The sequence below is a fragment of the Vibrio sp. 11-4(1) genome (assembly GCF_013048625.1).
GTDB lineage: Bacteria > Pseudomonadota > Gammaproteobacteria > Enterobacterales > Vibrionaceae > Vibrio > Vibrio diabolicus.
The window spans coordinates 261,418-276,930 of the sequence record NZ_VHSY01000005.1; the positions used below are offsets into that span (position 1 = coordinate 261,418).

The 15,513-nt window shown below is 47.0% G+C and carries 15 protein-coding genes; 12 read left to right on the forward strand and 3 right to left on the reverse strand.

Features of this window, described 5'->3' with window-relative positions; all coding sequences use genetic code 11:
• The first annotated feature begins 282 nt into the window (after positions 1-282).
• From FKN16_RS12120 to FKN16_RS12140, 5 genes are all read left to right on the forward strand, one after another.
• The gene (locus FKN16_RS12120) at positions 283-528 is read left to right on the forward strand and encodes a DUF3297 family protein (RefSeq protein WP_005374689.1); all 246 of its coding nucleotides are present in this window, start codon (positions 283-285) and stop codon (positions 526-528) included.
• Positions 529-754: 226 nt separating this feature from the next.
• Positions 755-1,474 carry an ABC transporter ATP-binding protein gene (locus tag FKN16_RS12125; protein ID WP_170902792.1) on the forward strand — a complete coding sequence of 240 codons (720 nt, stop codon included), beginning with the start codon at positions 755-757 and terminating at the stop codon, positions 1,472-1,474.
• Positions 1,461-3,986, forward strand: a complete 2,526-nt coding sequence (locus tag FKN16_RS12130) for an ABC transporter permease (protein WP_170902793.1) — start codon at positions 1,461-1,463, stop codon at positions 3,984-3,986. Before FKN16_RS12125 ends, FKN16_RS12130 begins: the two co-directional genes overlap by 14 nt.
• Positions 3,986-5,110: a lipocalin-like domain-containing protein gene (locus FKN16_RS12135; protein WP_170902794.1), complete on the forward strand. Its 1,125-nt coding sequence runs from the start codon at positions 3,986-3,988 to the stop codon at positions 5,108-5,110. The genes FKN16_RS12130 and FKN16_RS12135 overlap by 1 nt, the downstream gene beginning before the upstream one ends.
• 178 nt (positions 5,111-5,288) lie before the next feature.
• On the forward strand, positions 5,289-6,188 hold the full coding sequence (locus tag FKN16_RS12140) for an AraC family transcriptional regulator (protein ID WP_005395544.1): 900 nt from the start codon (positions 5,289-5,291) through the stop codon (positions 6,186-6,188).
• A 59-nt stretch (positions 6,189-6,247) separates the two neighbouring features.
• Here the strand turns inward: FKN16_RS12140 and FKN16_RS12145 are convergent, their stop codons facing one another.
• Positions 6,248-6,670: an organic hydroperoxide resistance protein gene (locus FKN16_RS12145; protein WP_006740859.1), complete on the reverse strand. Its 423-nt coding sequence runs from the start codon at positions 6,668-6,670 to the stop codon at positions 6,248-6,250.
• Positions 6,671-6,807: 137 nt separating this feature from the next.
• On the opposite strand from FKN16_RS12145, the gene FKN16_RS12150 reads away from it, so the two are divergent.
• The 4 genes from FKN16_RS12150 (at position 6,808) to FKN16_RS12165 (ending at position 11,521) form a co-directional block, all read left to right on the forward strand.
• Positions 6,808-7,266, forward strand: coding sequence for a MarR family transcriptional regulator (locus tag FKN16_RS12150; protein ID WP_005395543.1), 459 nt, complete (start codon positions 6,808-6,810; stop codon positions 7,264-7,266).
• Positions 7,267-7,569: 303 nt separating this feature from the next.
• Positions 7,570-8,127 carry an alkyl hydroperoxide reductase subunit C gene (ahpC, locus tag FKN16_RS12155; protein WP_005395542.1) on the forward strand — a complete coding sequence of 186 codons (558 nt, stop codon included), beginning with the start codon at positions 7,570-7,572 and terminating at the stop codon, positions 8,125-8,127.
• A 157-nt stretch (positions 8,128-8,284) separates the two neighbouring features.
• Positions 8,285-9,853, forward strand: a complete 1,569-nt coding sequence (gene ahpF / locus FKN16_RS12160; RefSeq protein WP_170902795.1) for an alkyl hydroperoxide reductase subunit F — start codon at positions 8,285-8,287, stop codon at positions 9,851-9,853.
• A 1,248-nt stretch (positions 9,854-11,101) separates the two neighbouring features.
• Positions 11,102-11,521: a VOC family protein gene (locus FKN16_RS12165; RefSeq protein WP_025793617.1), complete on the forward strand. Its 420-nt coding sequence runs from the start codon at positions 11,102-11,104 to the stop codon at positions 11,519-11,521.
• A 77-nt stretch (positions 11,522-11,598) separates the two neighbouring features.
• Here the strand turns inward: FKN16_RS12165 and FKN16_RS12170 are convergent, their stop codons facing one another.
• Positions 11,599-12,138, reverse strand: a complete 540-nt coding sequence (locus FKN16_RS12170; protein WP_164665967.1) for a CAP domain-containing protein — start codon at positions 12,136-12,138, stop codon at positions 11,599-11,601.
• Between the two features lie 127 nt (positions 12,139-12,265).
• Positions 12,266-13,222, reverse strand: coding sequence for a LysR family transcriptional regulator (locus FKN16_RS12175; RefSeq protein ID WP_170902796.1), 957 nt, complete (start codon positions 13,220-13,222; stop codon positions 12,266-12,268).
• Positions 13,223-13,349: 127 nt separating this feature from the next.
• Here FKN16_RS12175 and FKN16_RS12180 point away from each other — a divergent pair, with 127 nt between their 5' ends.
• The 3 genes from FKN16_RS12180 (at position 13,350) to FKN16_RS12190 (ending at position 15,469) form a co-directional block, all read left to right on the forward strand.
• On the forward strand, positions 13,350-14,036 hold the full coding sequence (locus FKN16_RS12180; RefSeq protein WP_046875663.1) for a DJ-1/PfpI family protein: 687 nt from the start codon (positions 13,350-13,352) through the stop codon (positions 14,034-14,036).
• Between the two features lie 83 nt (positions 14,037-14,119).
• Positions 14,120-14,605 carry a sigma-70 family RNA polymerase sigma factor gene (locus FKN16_RS12185; RefSeq protein ID WP_104973184.1) on the forward strand — a complete coding sequence of 162 codons (486 nt, stop codon included), beginning with the start codon at positions 14,120-14,122 and terminating at the stop codon, positions 14,603-14,605.
• Between the two features lie 168 nt (positions 14,606-14,773).
• Positions 14,774-15,469, forward strand: a complete 696-nt coding sequence (locus tag FKN16_RS12190) for a VC0807 family protein (protein ID WP_046875662.1) — start codon at positions 14,774-14,776, stop codon at positions 15,467-15,469.
• The last annotated feature ends 44 nt before the right edge of the window (positions 15,470-15,513 follow it).

A 15,513-nucleotide genomic window follows, 5' to 3' on the forward strand; every position in this document is an offset into this window, starting at 1 on the left:
TCTCGACTAGTGGCATGCTCTGAGACATTAAGTTGTATGAATAAGGTTAGAACTGCCAGTAATGAGTATAGTCATGATTCAAAACCAAATAAGGGGTGGCAGGAGAAGTTTCGAGAGCAAAACACCTTTGAGCAACGAGACCGTGTTTTTATTCCACACTTTGAAAGCGGGAAACTTTGCATTATTTCAAAAGGCTTTAGTATTAAGTCTCTCAACATATCTTGAACACTCACTGTGCACTGACTACAATGGCGCACTTTTTACGGAATTTAGGTCACAAACATGACAGATACAGCTAAACCAGCTCTACCAGATCGCCTAGCGGGTAACCCACGTAGCCCATTCTTCATCAAAGAATGCTTCGAGCACCAAATCGGTATTCGTATCAACGGCCAAGAGCGTACTGACGTAGAAGAATACTGCATCAGCGAAGGTTGGGTAAAAATTGCTTCTCCTAAAGCAAAAGACCGTTTCGGTAACCCAATGCTAATCAAACTTAAAGGCGAAGTTGAAGCGTACTACGTGTAAGCTGACCACGCTGAATGTATTTGAAAGCTCGAGTTTGACTCGGGCTTTTTTAATGCCTGTCATATCCCTTCCTCGTTTAATCTCTTCCCTTTTCTTTTCAGTACAAGTTATTAAGAAATCGATGTAAATCGCTGTTTTTATCTGATTGTTGTCTAAAGTTTCTAAAGAACGAACTGCAATAGCGATTACCAAAAGAAACGACACCTTTTTAATATAGGGAGAGGAAATGGAAAGCCCACTTGTCACACTCAAACACGCCAGCAAAAGCTTTGTTGATGGCAAAGAGACACATCGCGTGTTGGAAGGCGTCGACTTTACGTTGAACACAGGAGCGAGTGTTGCGCTGACGGGCGCAAGTGGCAGCGGCAAAAGTACCTTACTCAATATCATCGCTGGCTTTGAGCCGCTTTCCGAAGGTGAGTTGTGGTTAGATGGCGATAACACATCGGCTTGGAAAGACCCACAATGGAGCCGATTTCGCCATCAAAAACTCGGGGTTATTTTTCAGCAATTCAACCTCTTAACACCGCTCAACGTGCAGCAGAACATCGCCTTCCCTCTGCATTTGAATCAACAAAAATGGAACGACTGGTGCGATTATTTGGTCGAGACTCTAGGCATCAGCCAACTTCTCGACAGGCATGTTTCTGCCCTTTCCGGCGGCCAACAACAACGCGTCGCGATTGCCCGTGCACTTGCCCACAAACCCAAACTTCTGCTTGCCGATGAACCCACAGGCAACCTTGACCAAAAAGCCGGCTTGGAAGTGATGAAACTACTGAGTGAAATCACCACCCAAGGCAATACGGCGGTGCTGTTAGTCACCCACAGCCCTGAGTGTGCCGAGTTCATGCAAACCCAATTACGTTTAAAAGATGGTCGTTTGCAAAGCGGACTGACGCAAAATCAGCGCGATGTAAATGAGCAACATCATGAAGCAAGCTAAGCAACCAAACACCAGATTCACTCATACGCGACTCGCCCTGAATCTGTTTGCGGCACATTATCGACAATCGCCGCTGCAAGCCGCTGCGATTCTGATCGGTATCGTACTGGCTGTGACCTTGTTTGTTGCGGTGCAAGCCATCAACCTCAATGCCAAGCGCAGTTATGCGGAGTCTACCGAGCAGCTTAGCGCACAAGCTCAGAACTTAATTATTCCACCAGCAGGGCAAAACTATCTGCCCGAATCGCTCTACTTCACCCTTAGACAAAACGGACTCAGTGCAGCGCTACCTATAATCGAAGGGCGAGTGAGAGACGAACAAGGGCGTCGCTGGTCAGTACAAGGTAGCGAGTTGATTGCTGCCATCTCTTCGCGTTCTCGGTATTCTGCAAACGGAAAGTCATCAGAAAACCAACAAAACGTGTCTTTGTTCGACAGTGCTTTACCTTTACCTGAGCTTTTAGCTGGCGAGCCAATCGTGATGATGAGCCAATCTCAACATCAAAACTTAGGAGAGGTAGAAACCCTAACTCTGGACGACATTCCAACCCAAGTGGTGGTGCTACCTGACGAATGGCAGTTAGGTAGCCGAATGTTGATGGACATTGGCTTTGCCCAGCAACTGCTCAATAAACAAGGGCAGCTCAGTTACATTGCGGTTTTCCATTCGGGTGATAAAGAGAATAAAGACCCGCAAGCAAATTGGCAAAGCATCATTGGCGAGCAAGGACAATGGATTTCCAATAACCAAAGCACAGACCTTGGCTCACTGACCGACAGCTTTCATCTCAATCTCACCGCAATGAGCTTACTCGCCTTTTTAGTCGGGCTGTTCATTGCCTACAACGGCGTAAAATACAGCTTGCTGAAACGCAATCGGCTGTTGGTGCAGATTCAACAGGCGGGTGTTGCGCCGAGCATTGTGTTCTCTGCGCTGTTAGTTGAACTCACTCTTCTCGTTACCATCGGCGCTTCCCTCGGTTTTGTATTGGGCATGCAGCTCAGCCATTGGTTGCATCCGACCGTGGCACTGACTTTAGAACAACTTTATGGCGCGACACTGCTGCCCGGCAATTGGCAGTGGCAATGGTGGGCGCAAGCCCTGCTGCTCACGTTAGCCGCCACCCTATTGGCATGTTGGCAGCACTTTAAACAGCGAGTGCGCCAGCCGCTCTCCTCTCATGGCGGTTATTATCAAGCACCTGAAGCCTCTAACGAAAACCAATTGTTTGTGATAGGTGCTGCGTTGACGGCTTTCGCACTTGCAGGGTTATGGCTGAGTGAGCACCACCGATTTACCATGGCGTGGCTTGGCGTGCTTGTGGTATCGATTCCTTTGTATCTACCCAAAACACTCAGCGTCTTAGCCAATTGGTGTGAAAAGCGCACCACTTCCGGTTTGATGCAGTATCTGTTTGCTGAGCTGCGCGAGCTGATTTCTCCGCTTTCTCTCGCCATGATGGCACTGCTACTCGCCGTTACTGCCAATATGGGCATGAACACGCTAGTTGGCAGCTTTGAGTCCACCCTAAAGCAGTGGTTAGAACAAAGGTTACACGCTGATATTTACGTCAGCCCTGCCCAAGGGGAAATCGCTGATGTGGAGCGCGAGTTAGGGCAGTTCGATAACGTTGAGACCGTCTACAAGCAATACTACGTCGATGATAACCTGCAAGGTTTACCGATTTTGCTTGGCACTAAAGACAAAGACACCTTAGAGCAAACCATGGTGTTCAAATCGCATTTGGAGAACTTCTGGCCGCGCTTTTACCAAGGTGAGTTAGTCGCTATTAGTGAGCCAACCGCGGTCAAACTGGGTTTATCACTGGGTAGCGAACCCACACTTGATGCCATTCCAAATAAGAACCTGCTTGTGGGCGCGATATTCCACGATTACGGCTCACCCAATGGTGAAGTGTTATTAGCACCAAAGTTATGGAAAGAGAGCGGATTTACCGACCTGCCGACAAGCCTTGGCATTAAAGTCTCGGGGGACCCACAAATCGTCTACGAGCAACTGCGCGAGCAATTGAATCTGCATCCAAGTCAGCTCTACGATCAGGCGCAAATCAAATCCATCGCGTTGGATATATTTTCGCAGACCTTCGCCATTACGCGCGCGCTCAACGGCGTGACCTTGATGGTCGCCGTGATTGGTTTGTTCAGTGCTTGTTTTATGTTGCTCGACGCGCGCAAAGCCGCCATTGCAAGGCTGTATGCACTTGGCGTCAGCCGTCGTAAATTAATGACCATGGTAGTCGGACAGATCGTCGCTTTGGTCAGTTTTACTCTGGTTATCGCTCTGCCCCTCGGAGCCATGGTGGGTTATGTGCTAACCGACATCGTTACCTTACGCGCTTTTGGTTGGAGCTTAAATTATCTGTGGAATTGGAGTGACGCCCTCAGCATTGCGGCAATCACCATCTTGGTGGCAGTGATCGCAACCTTGATTCCGCTGTGGCGATTGGTCAGCAAGCCTGTCGTCTCCAGTTTGCAAAGCGAGGTGTTGTGATGGTTCGGTTGGCAAGCAAACTTACTCTACTCATAAGCAGTCTGTTCCTATTTGGATGTGAAGATCCCCAACAAAAAAATATGGGCACACAAAATATGGGAGCATTGTTGGGCAATGGAGATACGCAAAGCGAGAGCAACCTATTCACTCCCGTAGAAAAAGGGATTGAACTCACCTTTCCTGCCGATCATCAAGCGCACCCAAACTTTCGTCATGAATGGTGGTACTTAACCGCTAACTTAATTGATGAAGACGGCAACCCACTTGGCGTTCAATGGACACAATTTCGCTTTGCTGCTGCGCCACCAAAAGGCGAAGATGACGTGAAGAAAACCGAGTGGCAAACTCAGCAAATCTACATGGCGCACAGCGCGGTCACAACAACGGACAAACACTACGCCGATGAAAAATGGTCGCGCGATCAAGCGTCCTTAGCCGGTGTTGATACCTCACCATTTCGAGTTTATCTCGATGATTGGCAGTGGACCTCTTCAACCAACGACCTCTTCCCTGCCACATTGAAGGCGAACTCCGAACAGTTTGGCTATTCGCTGACGCTTACCAGCAGCGCACCTTATCAAAAGCAAGGCGAGCAAGGGTACAGCACCAAAAGCGCCGATGGTCAGGTGGCTTCGTATTACTACAGCCAACCGTTTATTGATGTGTCCGGTGAGGTCACGATCGACGGCGAAACCCATCAAGTATCCGGCAAAGGTTGGATAGACCGAGAGTGGAGCTCGCAATTCCTACTCGACTCACAACAAGGCTGGGACTGGTTTGCCCTAAGGTTGAGTGACGACACCAGCTTGGTGGTGTTCCAATTGCGGGATTCCAAAACCGGAGCAGCCAGTTACTCAAACGCAAGGCTGATGCAGCAAGATGGTTCTGGCATCACTATCCCACAAAAAGACATTCAGTTAGAGGCAACCAATCAAACAGAAATCCAAGGGCGAAAGTATCCAACCCAGTGGCAAGTGTCGATTCCTAACCAGCAAATCGAGCTTACCGTTTCTGCACTCAACCCGAACGCGAAAATGCCGCTTTCGGTGCCTTATTGGGAAGGTCCAGTGCGTATTGATGGCTCTCATTCTGGGACTGGTTATATGGAGCTGACGGGATATTAAGCGCTCTGAACGGATTTCAATTACCGTTGAGAAGCCATCTTAAGAACCATCTCCTACCCGCAACAGAATGCATCACAATCAGAAATAAATGACTACGACGCATTTATTCGATACTAGCCTTGAATCCTTGCTTCATTGCGGTACGCTTTGAGCAAATCAAACAAGGGTGGCCCCTCTCATGCGTGTCGATTATCACCAACGACTCGTTCCTGTTATTCGCTATCTGGAACAGCACTTTAACGCTCCTCTCAATTTGCTCGAAGTGGCAGCGCTAGCCAACCTCTCTCCCTATCACTTTCACCGTACCTTCAAGGCGGTACAAGGCGAAACATTAGCCGACTTCATTCGACGTTTACGGCTAGAGGCGGCAGCAGACGATCTTTTCAAATCAAAGCAACCAGTGCTGAACATCGCGTTAGAGTACGGTTTTTCTAGTTCGCAAAGCCTAGCTAAAGCGTTTAAGCAGCATTATGGCGTAACACCAACCGCCTTTCGCGACTGTAAAAACTACCAGCAATTTTCTGAACTCGCGCGAAACAGCAAGATTGGACACGCACTGCGCAAGAATGGAAACGAACGAACCCTAAGCGATTCATATACTGACTCTGAACTCACAACATGGAGCAACAATATGGAAACGCAAAACTTTGATAAAGCAAAATTGGCTTACATTCGCGTTAACGGCCCTTATGGCCAAGGTTATGAAGAACCATCAGGTCGCTTGTATCAATGGGCAGGAATGAAAGGTTTGGCGGGCAATACCTGTATCTTCATTTATCACGATAACCCAGAAATCACGCCAGACGAGAAGTGTCGTACTGACATCTGTCTAATGGTGCCAGAAGATACCGAAGTACCAAAAGGCATTGAGCTGCAAGACTTCCCCGGCGGTCAATATGCGGTGATGCGCCAGCAAATTACCGAATTCAGCCAATACCCTAAAGCATGGGATGATTTGATGAGCAAAGTGGTTGAATCTGGTATTGAGAACGACTGTCGACCTTGCTTCGAACTTTATCATAGCTACGATCCACAAACGCACCATGCAGACGTCAGCTTCTGCACTGCCATCAAATAATCGAAAAAAGCCTGCACGTTCGCAGGCTTTCCTTCTATTAGAAATAATGTCTAAATCGATTAGATCGCTTCGCCGTTTACTGTAACAGCAACATCAATATTGCCACGAACGGCGTTTGAGTATGGGCAAACTTGGTGTGCAATGCGCGTTAGCTCTAATGCTTGTTCTTGTGGTAGATCTAACTCTGCCGCGAGGCTAACGGTCAACGCAAAGCCACCGTTTTCATTCGGACCAATGCCCACTTCCGCTGTTACGGGTGCACTTTTCAGGTTTACTTTACCTTCACGTGCTACGTGCAGAATAGCGTTAGAAAAACATGCTGAATAGCCCGCTGCGAAAAGCTGCTCAGGGTTAGTTGCTGCACCTGTGCCGCCCATTTCCTTCGGGTATGACAGCTCTAGATCGAGAAGACCGTCATCTGTTTTTACTTGACCATTACGACCAGCCAAAGCAGTAGCTTGAGTTTTGTATAGAGTAGTCATGCGATTGTCCTTCTTAATTTAAGTTGTGCACAATTTAATTGCTTGCAATCTTATATCGAAGTAAAGATCGTTTGCAACTATATTGTGCACAATTTATTTTGTTACTCTCTTTCTCTGTGAGCAGGTAGGCAACGCCAATGAGCCAGTGTTACACCGACAACACCATGACCAACGACGATAAACTCTTACTCGAAAACCAAGTTTGCTTCCCGCTCTATAGTGCAGCAAATGCGGTGATCCGAGCTTACCGCCCTTTGCTGGACGAACTTGATCTGACTTATTCGCAATACTTAGTGATGATGGTGTTGTGGGAGAAAGACGGTGCCAGTGTTAAAGAACTGGGCTCGCAACTGCATTTGGATTCAGGCACGCTCACGCCGCTGCTTAAACGATTAGAAACAAAAGGCTATGTAGAACGTGGTCGCAGTGACACCGATGAGCGCGTACGCGTACTCAACCTTACAGAGCAAGGTCGTGATCTCAAAGAGCAAGCCAAGTCAGTGCCAAACGCCATGATGTGTAAAATCACGTTGGAGCTGGATGAAATGATCATGCTGAAGAAGTTGTGCGGCAAAGTGCTCGACAATCTGAACTAAAAAATAAAAGCATCCGCTTCCTCACTTCCTATTAGAAAGAGCCTGCCGAGATGCAGGTTCTTTCGATCTTAGCCGGACGATCTCTTAAAGGTCATCATCGGTATTCTCTATTACCACTCGGCCTTCATCTTCAATAAAACCTATCAAAGCAAACTCACTTACATCGGGCTTCCCTATTAATAAAGATAGGAAATGACTATCAATAGGATAGTTACAAGCGATTTTCCTTAAACACAATCCAATGCGAATATACTTTCCGAAAGCAAGAACTGCTCACCCTAAAACATTCTGAGGAAAGTAAAAATGATTAATACAAAGATCAAACCATTTGCAGCTACAGCATACAAAAACGGCGAATTCGTTGAAGTAACAGAACAAGACGTTCTAGGCAAATGGGCTGTATTCTTCTTCTACCCAGCAGACTTCACATTCGTATGTCCGACAGAACTAGGTGACCTAGCAGACCACTACGAAGAGCTACAAAAACGCGGCGTTGAAGTGTACTCAGTATCAACAGACACACACTTCACTCACAAAGCTTGGCACGATAGCTCAGAAACAATCGGCAAGATCCAGTACTACATGCTTGGCGACCAAACAGGCAACATCACAAACAACTTCGGTGTGATGCGTGAAGGCCAAGGTCTTGCAGACCGTGCAACGTTCCTAATCGACCCAGAAGGTACTATCCAAGCAATGGAAATCACTGCTGAAGGTATCGGTCGTGACGCAGAAGACCTACTACGCAAAGTGAAAGCAGCTCAGTACGTAGCAGCACACCCAGGTGAAGTTTGCCCAGCGAAATGGAAAGAAGGCGAAGAGACGCTAGCTCCTTCTCTAGACCTAGTAGGCAAAATCTAAGCCACTGAATTTAAGCTCAATTTGACATGCTAATTGACGCTTAACTTAGAGAGCATTCCAGGTTAGATACCTTGACGACCTTCTACCTGGTTTGCTCTCTCCCTACTGATTTTGTCCAGAGTAACCACTCTTTTGTTTATTTAAGGTAACAACAACTATGTTAGACCAAGCGATCCAACAACAACTCAAACAATATCTGGCTAATGTAAAAGAAGACGTTCGTCTAGTGGTTAGTCTAGATGAAAGCAAAGCATCGAATGACATTCTGTCTCTGGCGAACCAAATCGCAGAGATGAGCGACTTTATCACCGTTGAACGTGACGACAACGCAAGCGCACGTAAACCAGTGATGACGGTGACGAACCCAGTAAAAGGCACAGCACTTCGCTTTGCTGGCCTACCAATGGGTCACGAATTTACCTCTCTGGTATTGGCATTGCTGCACTCTGGTGGTCACCCAATCAAACTAGAGGCGGAAGTGATTGAACAAATCGCAGCGCTAGATAAAGAATTGGATGTTGAAGTGTTCATTTCACTGTCGTGCCAAAACTGTCCAGACGTTGTTCAAGCGTTCAACATGATGGCGGCAATCAACCCGAAAGTGAAAGCAACCATGATCGACGGTGCACTCTTCCAAGATGAAGTGAAACAACGCGACATCATGGCCGTACCAAGCGTATTCGTGAACGGTGAGCTATTCGGTCAAGGCCGTATGTCTCTAACTGAAATCCTAAACAAAGTGGATGACGAAGCGAGCGAGAAAGCCGCAAAAGCACTGAGCGAAAAAGACCCATACGACGTGCTAGTTGTCGGCGGTGGCCCTGGTGGTAGTGCAGCAGCACTATACGCAGCGCGTAAAGGTATTCGCACTGGCGTTGTCGCTAAACGCTTCGGTGGTCAGGTGATGGACACTATGGCAATCGAGAACTTTATCTCGGTAAAACGTACTGAAGGTCCAAAACTGGCGACTGACCTAGCCGAGCACCTAAAAGAATACGACGTAGACGTTGTGACTGAGCAACAAGCGCAAAAACTGATGGGCGCAGCGCACACTGATGATGGCTTGATTTATATCCAACTTGAAAGCGGCGCAACGCTGAAAAGTAAGAGTGTCATCCTAAGCCCTGGTGCACGCTGGCGTGAAATGAACGTTCCGGGCGAGCAAGAGTACCGCAACAAAGGCGTCGCGTACTGCCCACACTGTGACGGCCCGCTATTCAAAGGCAAGAAAACCGCGGTTATCGGTGGTGGTAACTCAGGCATCGAAGCGGCTATCGACCTAGCAGGTATTGTTGAGCACGTAACCGTTCTTGAATTTGCAGACGTACTTCGCGCAGACCAAGTGCTTATCGACAAAGCGAACTCACTACCAAACGTAGACATCATCACGATGGCGCAAACTACTGAAGTTGTGGGTGACGGTACTCGCGTAACAAGCTTGAAGTACAAAGACCGCAACACAGATGAAATCAAAGAGATTGAACTGTCAGGTATCTTTGTTCAAATCGGTCTAGTACCAAACACAGAATGGCTGAAAGATTCAGAAGTAGCGCTTTCTGAGCGCGGCGAAATTGAAGTTGGTAGCCGTGGTGAAACCAGCCTAGAAGGTGTCTTCGCAGCGGGTGACGCTACGACGGTTCCTTACAAACAGATCATCATTGCGATGGGTGAAGGTGCAAAAGCAAGCTTAGGCGCGTTTGACTACCTAATCCGTAAGCAAGGCTAATCTCCAATTTCTTGAGCACAAAGCGCACCGTGCTGTGTTTTCTTCCCCTGAAAACCAATCGGGGCACCGTGACAGCGATGAGTAACAAGAAATAAAAGCAAAAAACCTAGAAGCCCAAAGACTTTGCCAGCAGGTATTAACTGCTGGCTTTTTTGGTTTTTGGGGAGGGGTGTAAGTACATCCCCCAGCACTCCGTGCTTAAGGTGGCAAGTTCTACAGTCACGGATAATTCAGTTCACTCCACTAGCATCACAACGCGCTGCAAATAGATTCTGAATACTCGCTTAGGCTCCTTCAGAATGACGCTGTTCGTTTAGCGCTCTCTTCACCTCATTCCCGCGAACCTAGGTGAGACTGGGAATCTACTCACCACAAGCTTGAACGAAAGAAATTCACACACATACACGTGAAGCATCAACGGTTAGAGAGTTCATGAACATGATCCTCCTCCCAACCTCAAACCACCAACCCCACCTAACCTTCGCTTGTATCAAACTCTAAAGATCTCAACACTCCGGACTCAAAGGGGAGGGACTGGTTCTGCAATCGTGGACAGTTAACTTCACACCGCTAGTAGCATCACAACACGCTGCAAATAGATTCTGAATACTCGCTTAGGCTCCTTCAGAATGACGCTGTTCGTTTAGCGCTCTCTTCACGTCATTCCCGCGAACCTAGGTGAGACTGGGAATCTACCCACCGCAAGCTTGAACGAAAGAAATTCATACACATACACGTGACGCATCAACGGTTAGAGGGTTCTGAACATGATCCTCCTCTCAACGTCAAACCACCAACCCCACCTAACCTGCGCTTGTATCAAACTCTAAAGATCTCAGCACTCCGAGCTCAAGGTGGCAAGTTCTACAATCGCGGATAATTCAATTCACACCGCCAGCATCACAAAGCGCTGAGAATAGATTCTGAATACTCGCTTAGGCTCATTCAGAATGACGCTGTTCGTTAAGCGCTCTCTTCGCGTCATTCCCGCGAACCTAGGTGAGACAGGGAATCTACTCACCACAAACTCGCTCGAAAATGATTAGCACGAACAAACAAAAGATGAATGAGGGTTGCAAGCACATAACCCAACTCGCAGATTCAAAGTACCACCCCACCGAATCTCTCCATGTATCAAGCTCCAAAGACACCAACTCTAAAAAAATTTAAAAAAGCCCTTTACCTCGACTTAACTTGAGGTTTTAGCATGTTCATCGTTGGCTAGGAAATGACAAAAAGGAGCACATCATGATCCAACTAGAACATATTAATTTAGTCGTGAAAAACATCCCTGAAATGCTGAAGTTTTATCAAACTGCATTTCCACATTGGTACGTGCGTGATGAGGGGAAAGGCGAATGGAGTGGTAAGCCAAGAAACTGGCTACATTTTGGCGACGAGTATCAATACATTGCTATGAGTGACCACGGTGAAGGTGAGAACCGCGAGTTGGGCGGCCACCAAGTAGGGCTAGCGCATTTTGCTTATGTGACCAACAACGTCGATGCAATCATCAAAAGACTAACCGATGCAGGTTATCCGATTGCCCAACCTGGCGCTGATGAACCATACCGCAAGAATGTGTATTTTGTTGACCCTGCAGGTTTTGAGATCGAATTCGTTGAATACCTGACGGATGACCCAAAACTTCGTAACCTGACAAGCTAAAAGAGACGTAAATAATAAAACGCCAGCAGATGGTGACTACTGGCGTTTTGGTTTATCTATCAGGTTTCTTTATCGCATTAGCGCTGTTTGGCAAAAACCTGAGTCCAGTAATACCCGTAGCTTGCCGAGTGATTTTCGACAAGCGACGCGCCCATCTGATCAAAATCCGCACTCATGATATTGAGGCAGTGACCTTCGCTCGATAACCAAGCATTAACGACGGCGTTAATGGAACTTTGCCCTACGGCGACATTCTCACCAATAGCGCTCCAAGCATAGCCCGTTGCGTTGACTCGATCTGACATATTGCTGCCATCGGAGCCTGTGTGACTCATGAAATCGCTGTTCGCCATGTCGCTTGAGTGTCGATAAGCGGCGCTTTCCAAAGCGTAGCTCCAAGTCAGGGCCCCAACAGGTGGCATGGTGGTTGCGCCACACTGTTGTGTAGTAGAGCGAGCGCTGTTGACCGCTTCGAGCATCTGCTCGGCAAATGTGCCTTGTGACGATGTGGAACCTGTGTTTTGAGAGCCGTTTTCTACAGGTGCTGACGACTCCCCATCGCCGCCACATGCGCTGAGAAGTAGGGCCAAAGCAGGCACTAAGATCTTAGTTGGCATTGTCTTTCCTTTATGAGTGACGAAGAGCAAACTGCGCTTGTCGATAATAACGCCCAATAACCTAACAAAAACCCATAAAAGCACCATATGGCTTGGAGTGTTTTAACCAAAGACTCACATGAAGTTTTCAATCTCCTTGGTTCGGTTGGTAAATCGGCAACGTTTCAGCCCACGTATGGAATGGCGTTTCATCCATATCCTGTATTGCTTGAGTGATAAAATCGATGAACACCCTCACTCGAGCAGGCACATATTCCCGGTTGGCATAGAGAAGATACACGCCATTTCCTGCTTGACGCATGCTCGGAAATATCGGCACTAAACGCCCGGCTTTGAGCCAATCCCTCGCGATAAAGTGAGGAATCTGAGTTAATCCCAAGCCTTCTGCGCAAAGCTCTGCCATCGATTCGCCGTCGTTTACAATAAAATTTCTCTCGGGGTTATACTCACTTGCACCGTCTGGTTCTGGCATCCGAATCGGCAACAGTTTTCCCGTTTGTTTAAAACGAAAACGAACCCAAGAATGGTCATTGAATACATCCGGGCCACTCGGAACACCATGCCGCGCTAAGTAATCCTGACTGCCACAAATAATAAAATCGATAGGACTCAGCTGGCGCACAATCAACTGGCTGTCCTGAACGATACCAGATCTAATCGACACATCAATCCCTTGTTCAATAATATCAACGTAGGCGTCATCGTAATGAATATCGATAGTGATGCTGGGGTAGCGGCGACAAAACTCTTTTAATAAAGGGCGAATGTAAAGGCGACCGTAAGAGACCGGCACATTAATCTTAAGCAGTCCTGAAAGCGCATCATTGTGGCTTTTCAATGAATCCTCACACGCCGTCAGTTCGTCCAGTACAAACCTAGCGGTATTTGCGTATCGACGACCGGCTTCTGTCAGACGGTTCTGTCGCGTAGAACGTTGGAAAAGCTGTATTCCCAAGTCGCTTTCAAGACGATGGATGGCCTTACTCACCGTAGAAGGGTCTGTGCCATACGCTTTGGCGGCCGCAGCAAAACTGCCACCTTCTAAAGTGGCAATAAAAAATCGTAGGGACCGTATCTTATCCATAAAACTCGTGCACTCCATTCGTGAACTTTATTCACTTTAGTAAAGACAAAGTGGCTCTTCAATCACCAATCAGCCCAAATATAATGAATCTCAATAACTTGGATGCTCTGTTAGCGAGGAAAAAACAATGGGTAAAAATGGATTAAAGAATGCACTACAACTATTGATAGCGACCTTAGTCCTATTCTTTGGGATGCTTCAAACGGCACATGCGGCGGATAAACGCATTGGCATTCTGGTTTACGACGGCGTACTGACCTCTGATGTTACTGCGCCTTTAGAGGTCTTTGGCGTCGCAAGTCGTCTGACTTGGTTTAGCGATTATGAAGTGCTCACTATTTCCGTCTCTGAGCAGAAAACCATCACCACTGAAGAGGGATTAAAAATTGGTGTGGATGCTTGGATTGGCGATCAGCCGGAGCTCGACGTGCTGGTTTTAACATCCAGCTACGACATGGATGCGCTAATCGAAAACAAGGATCTCATTCACTTTATTCAAACCACATCAAAGGCGGCAGATTGGATGGCAAGTAATTGCTCTGGTGCGTATCTATTGGCCGAGGCTGGCCTTTTAAACGGTAAGAAAGCGACGACATGGGCAGGAGGTGAAAACGGATTACAAAAAGACTATCCAGCAGTTGATGTACAGGTCGACCAGAATTTTGTTGTTGATGAGGGTGTCATCACCTCAAACGGCAGCCTAGTTAGCTATCAAGCCGCCCTTAAATTGCTGCATCTCATGACTTCAGAATCTAAAGCTCAAGAAGTCGCAGACGCCCTTCAATACTCACGTTTTTCTACCCAGCCATTTTAAGCGGGCAAGAATGAAACCGCAGGTAACCTTTGAGCTTCAGAGGTTACCTTGCTACTCAGCTCTACACTTCTGATCTTAATGCTATGGAAAAACACAAACGATACGAAGCAATGACGAAGGAGCGATACCAAGATATCTATCGTCTCGCGTATTGGCTATGCAAAGATCATCACCTTGCTCAAGATTTGGCGCAAGAAACCTTTCTGAAAGCGTGGCGATTCTTTGATAACTTAAATGATCCCAATGCCGCGAAGCCTTGGCTCATCACCATTTTGCGTCGTGAGAATGCTCGGCGCTTTGATAAAAAGCAGTACAATTTTGTCGATATTGATGAGTGTGTAATACAGGCAAAAACCTACCCTGGCAGTGACCACGACATGGCACAAGATTGGCTTCAAAAACAAATGATGATTCTCGAACCCAAATACCGAGAGCCATTGGTCTTAAAACTCGTAGTCGGGTTTAATCATAATGAAATTGCTCAAGTCTTAGAGCTTAATCACAACACCGTGGCGACTCGATTATTCAGAGCACGCAATCAGATCATTGCGCAGAGGGAGCGCGATTAAGACACAAAAAAAGTAGTCAATCATGTCAACTAACTGGCTATGCTCCGGTCTATTTCATAAGTCGTTACACAACTCGGCGCTTTAACGCTTTACATCAAGCGCGACTAGATGAACACTTCTCGTCAAAGTACAATAACAGCCGACATAGAGTAGAGTCAGTAAAACATTATGAGTAACACAACGGCGAAAAAGCCGAATCCCCTATTCGAGATTCTTTTTAACGTATTCATCCCTTCCTTTATCTTGATGAAGTTTAGCGGTGATGAACACCTAGGAACAGCAATGGCGCTGGTTGTCGCTTTGCTATTTCCTATCATTTACGGCGGTATGGACCTTGTCCGGAACAAGAAATTTAACTTTATTTCTGCACTTGGCTTTATCAGTGTTTTATTAACTGGCGGCATTGGCTTGTTAGAGCTTGATACACGTTGGCTAGCCTTGAAAGAAGCCCTGATCCCTGGCCTGATCGGTTTAGCGGTTTTGGGCTCAACGTTTACCCGCTACCCACTGATGCAGAAGTTAGTACTGAATGACACGGTATTAAATTTATCGCTGATTAACGAACGCTTGAAAGAGAACGGTCAATCAGAGGCATTTGAACGTTGTCTAATGTCATCAAACTATCTGTTTGCGAGTACTTTTGCGTTCTCATCCGCGATGAACTACTTCCTTGCGACTTGGATCGTGACCAGTCCTTCGGGCACGGCTGCCTTTAATGAAGAGTTGGGTAAGATGACGCTTTACAGCTACCCGATGATTGCAATTCCAAGCATGTTAATGATGTTCGGTATTTTTTATTACATTTGGCGTCAAGTACGTACGATGACATCGCTCGAAACAGAACAAATTTTCCATCTAAAATAGTCCCATCATTACAAATAACCCATCAAAAAAGGGAGGATTTTATC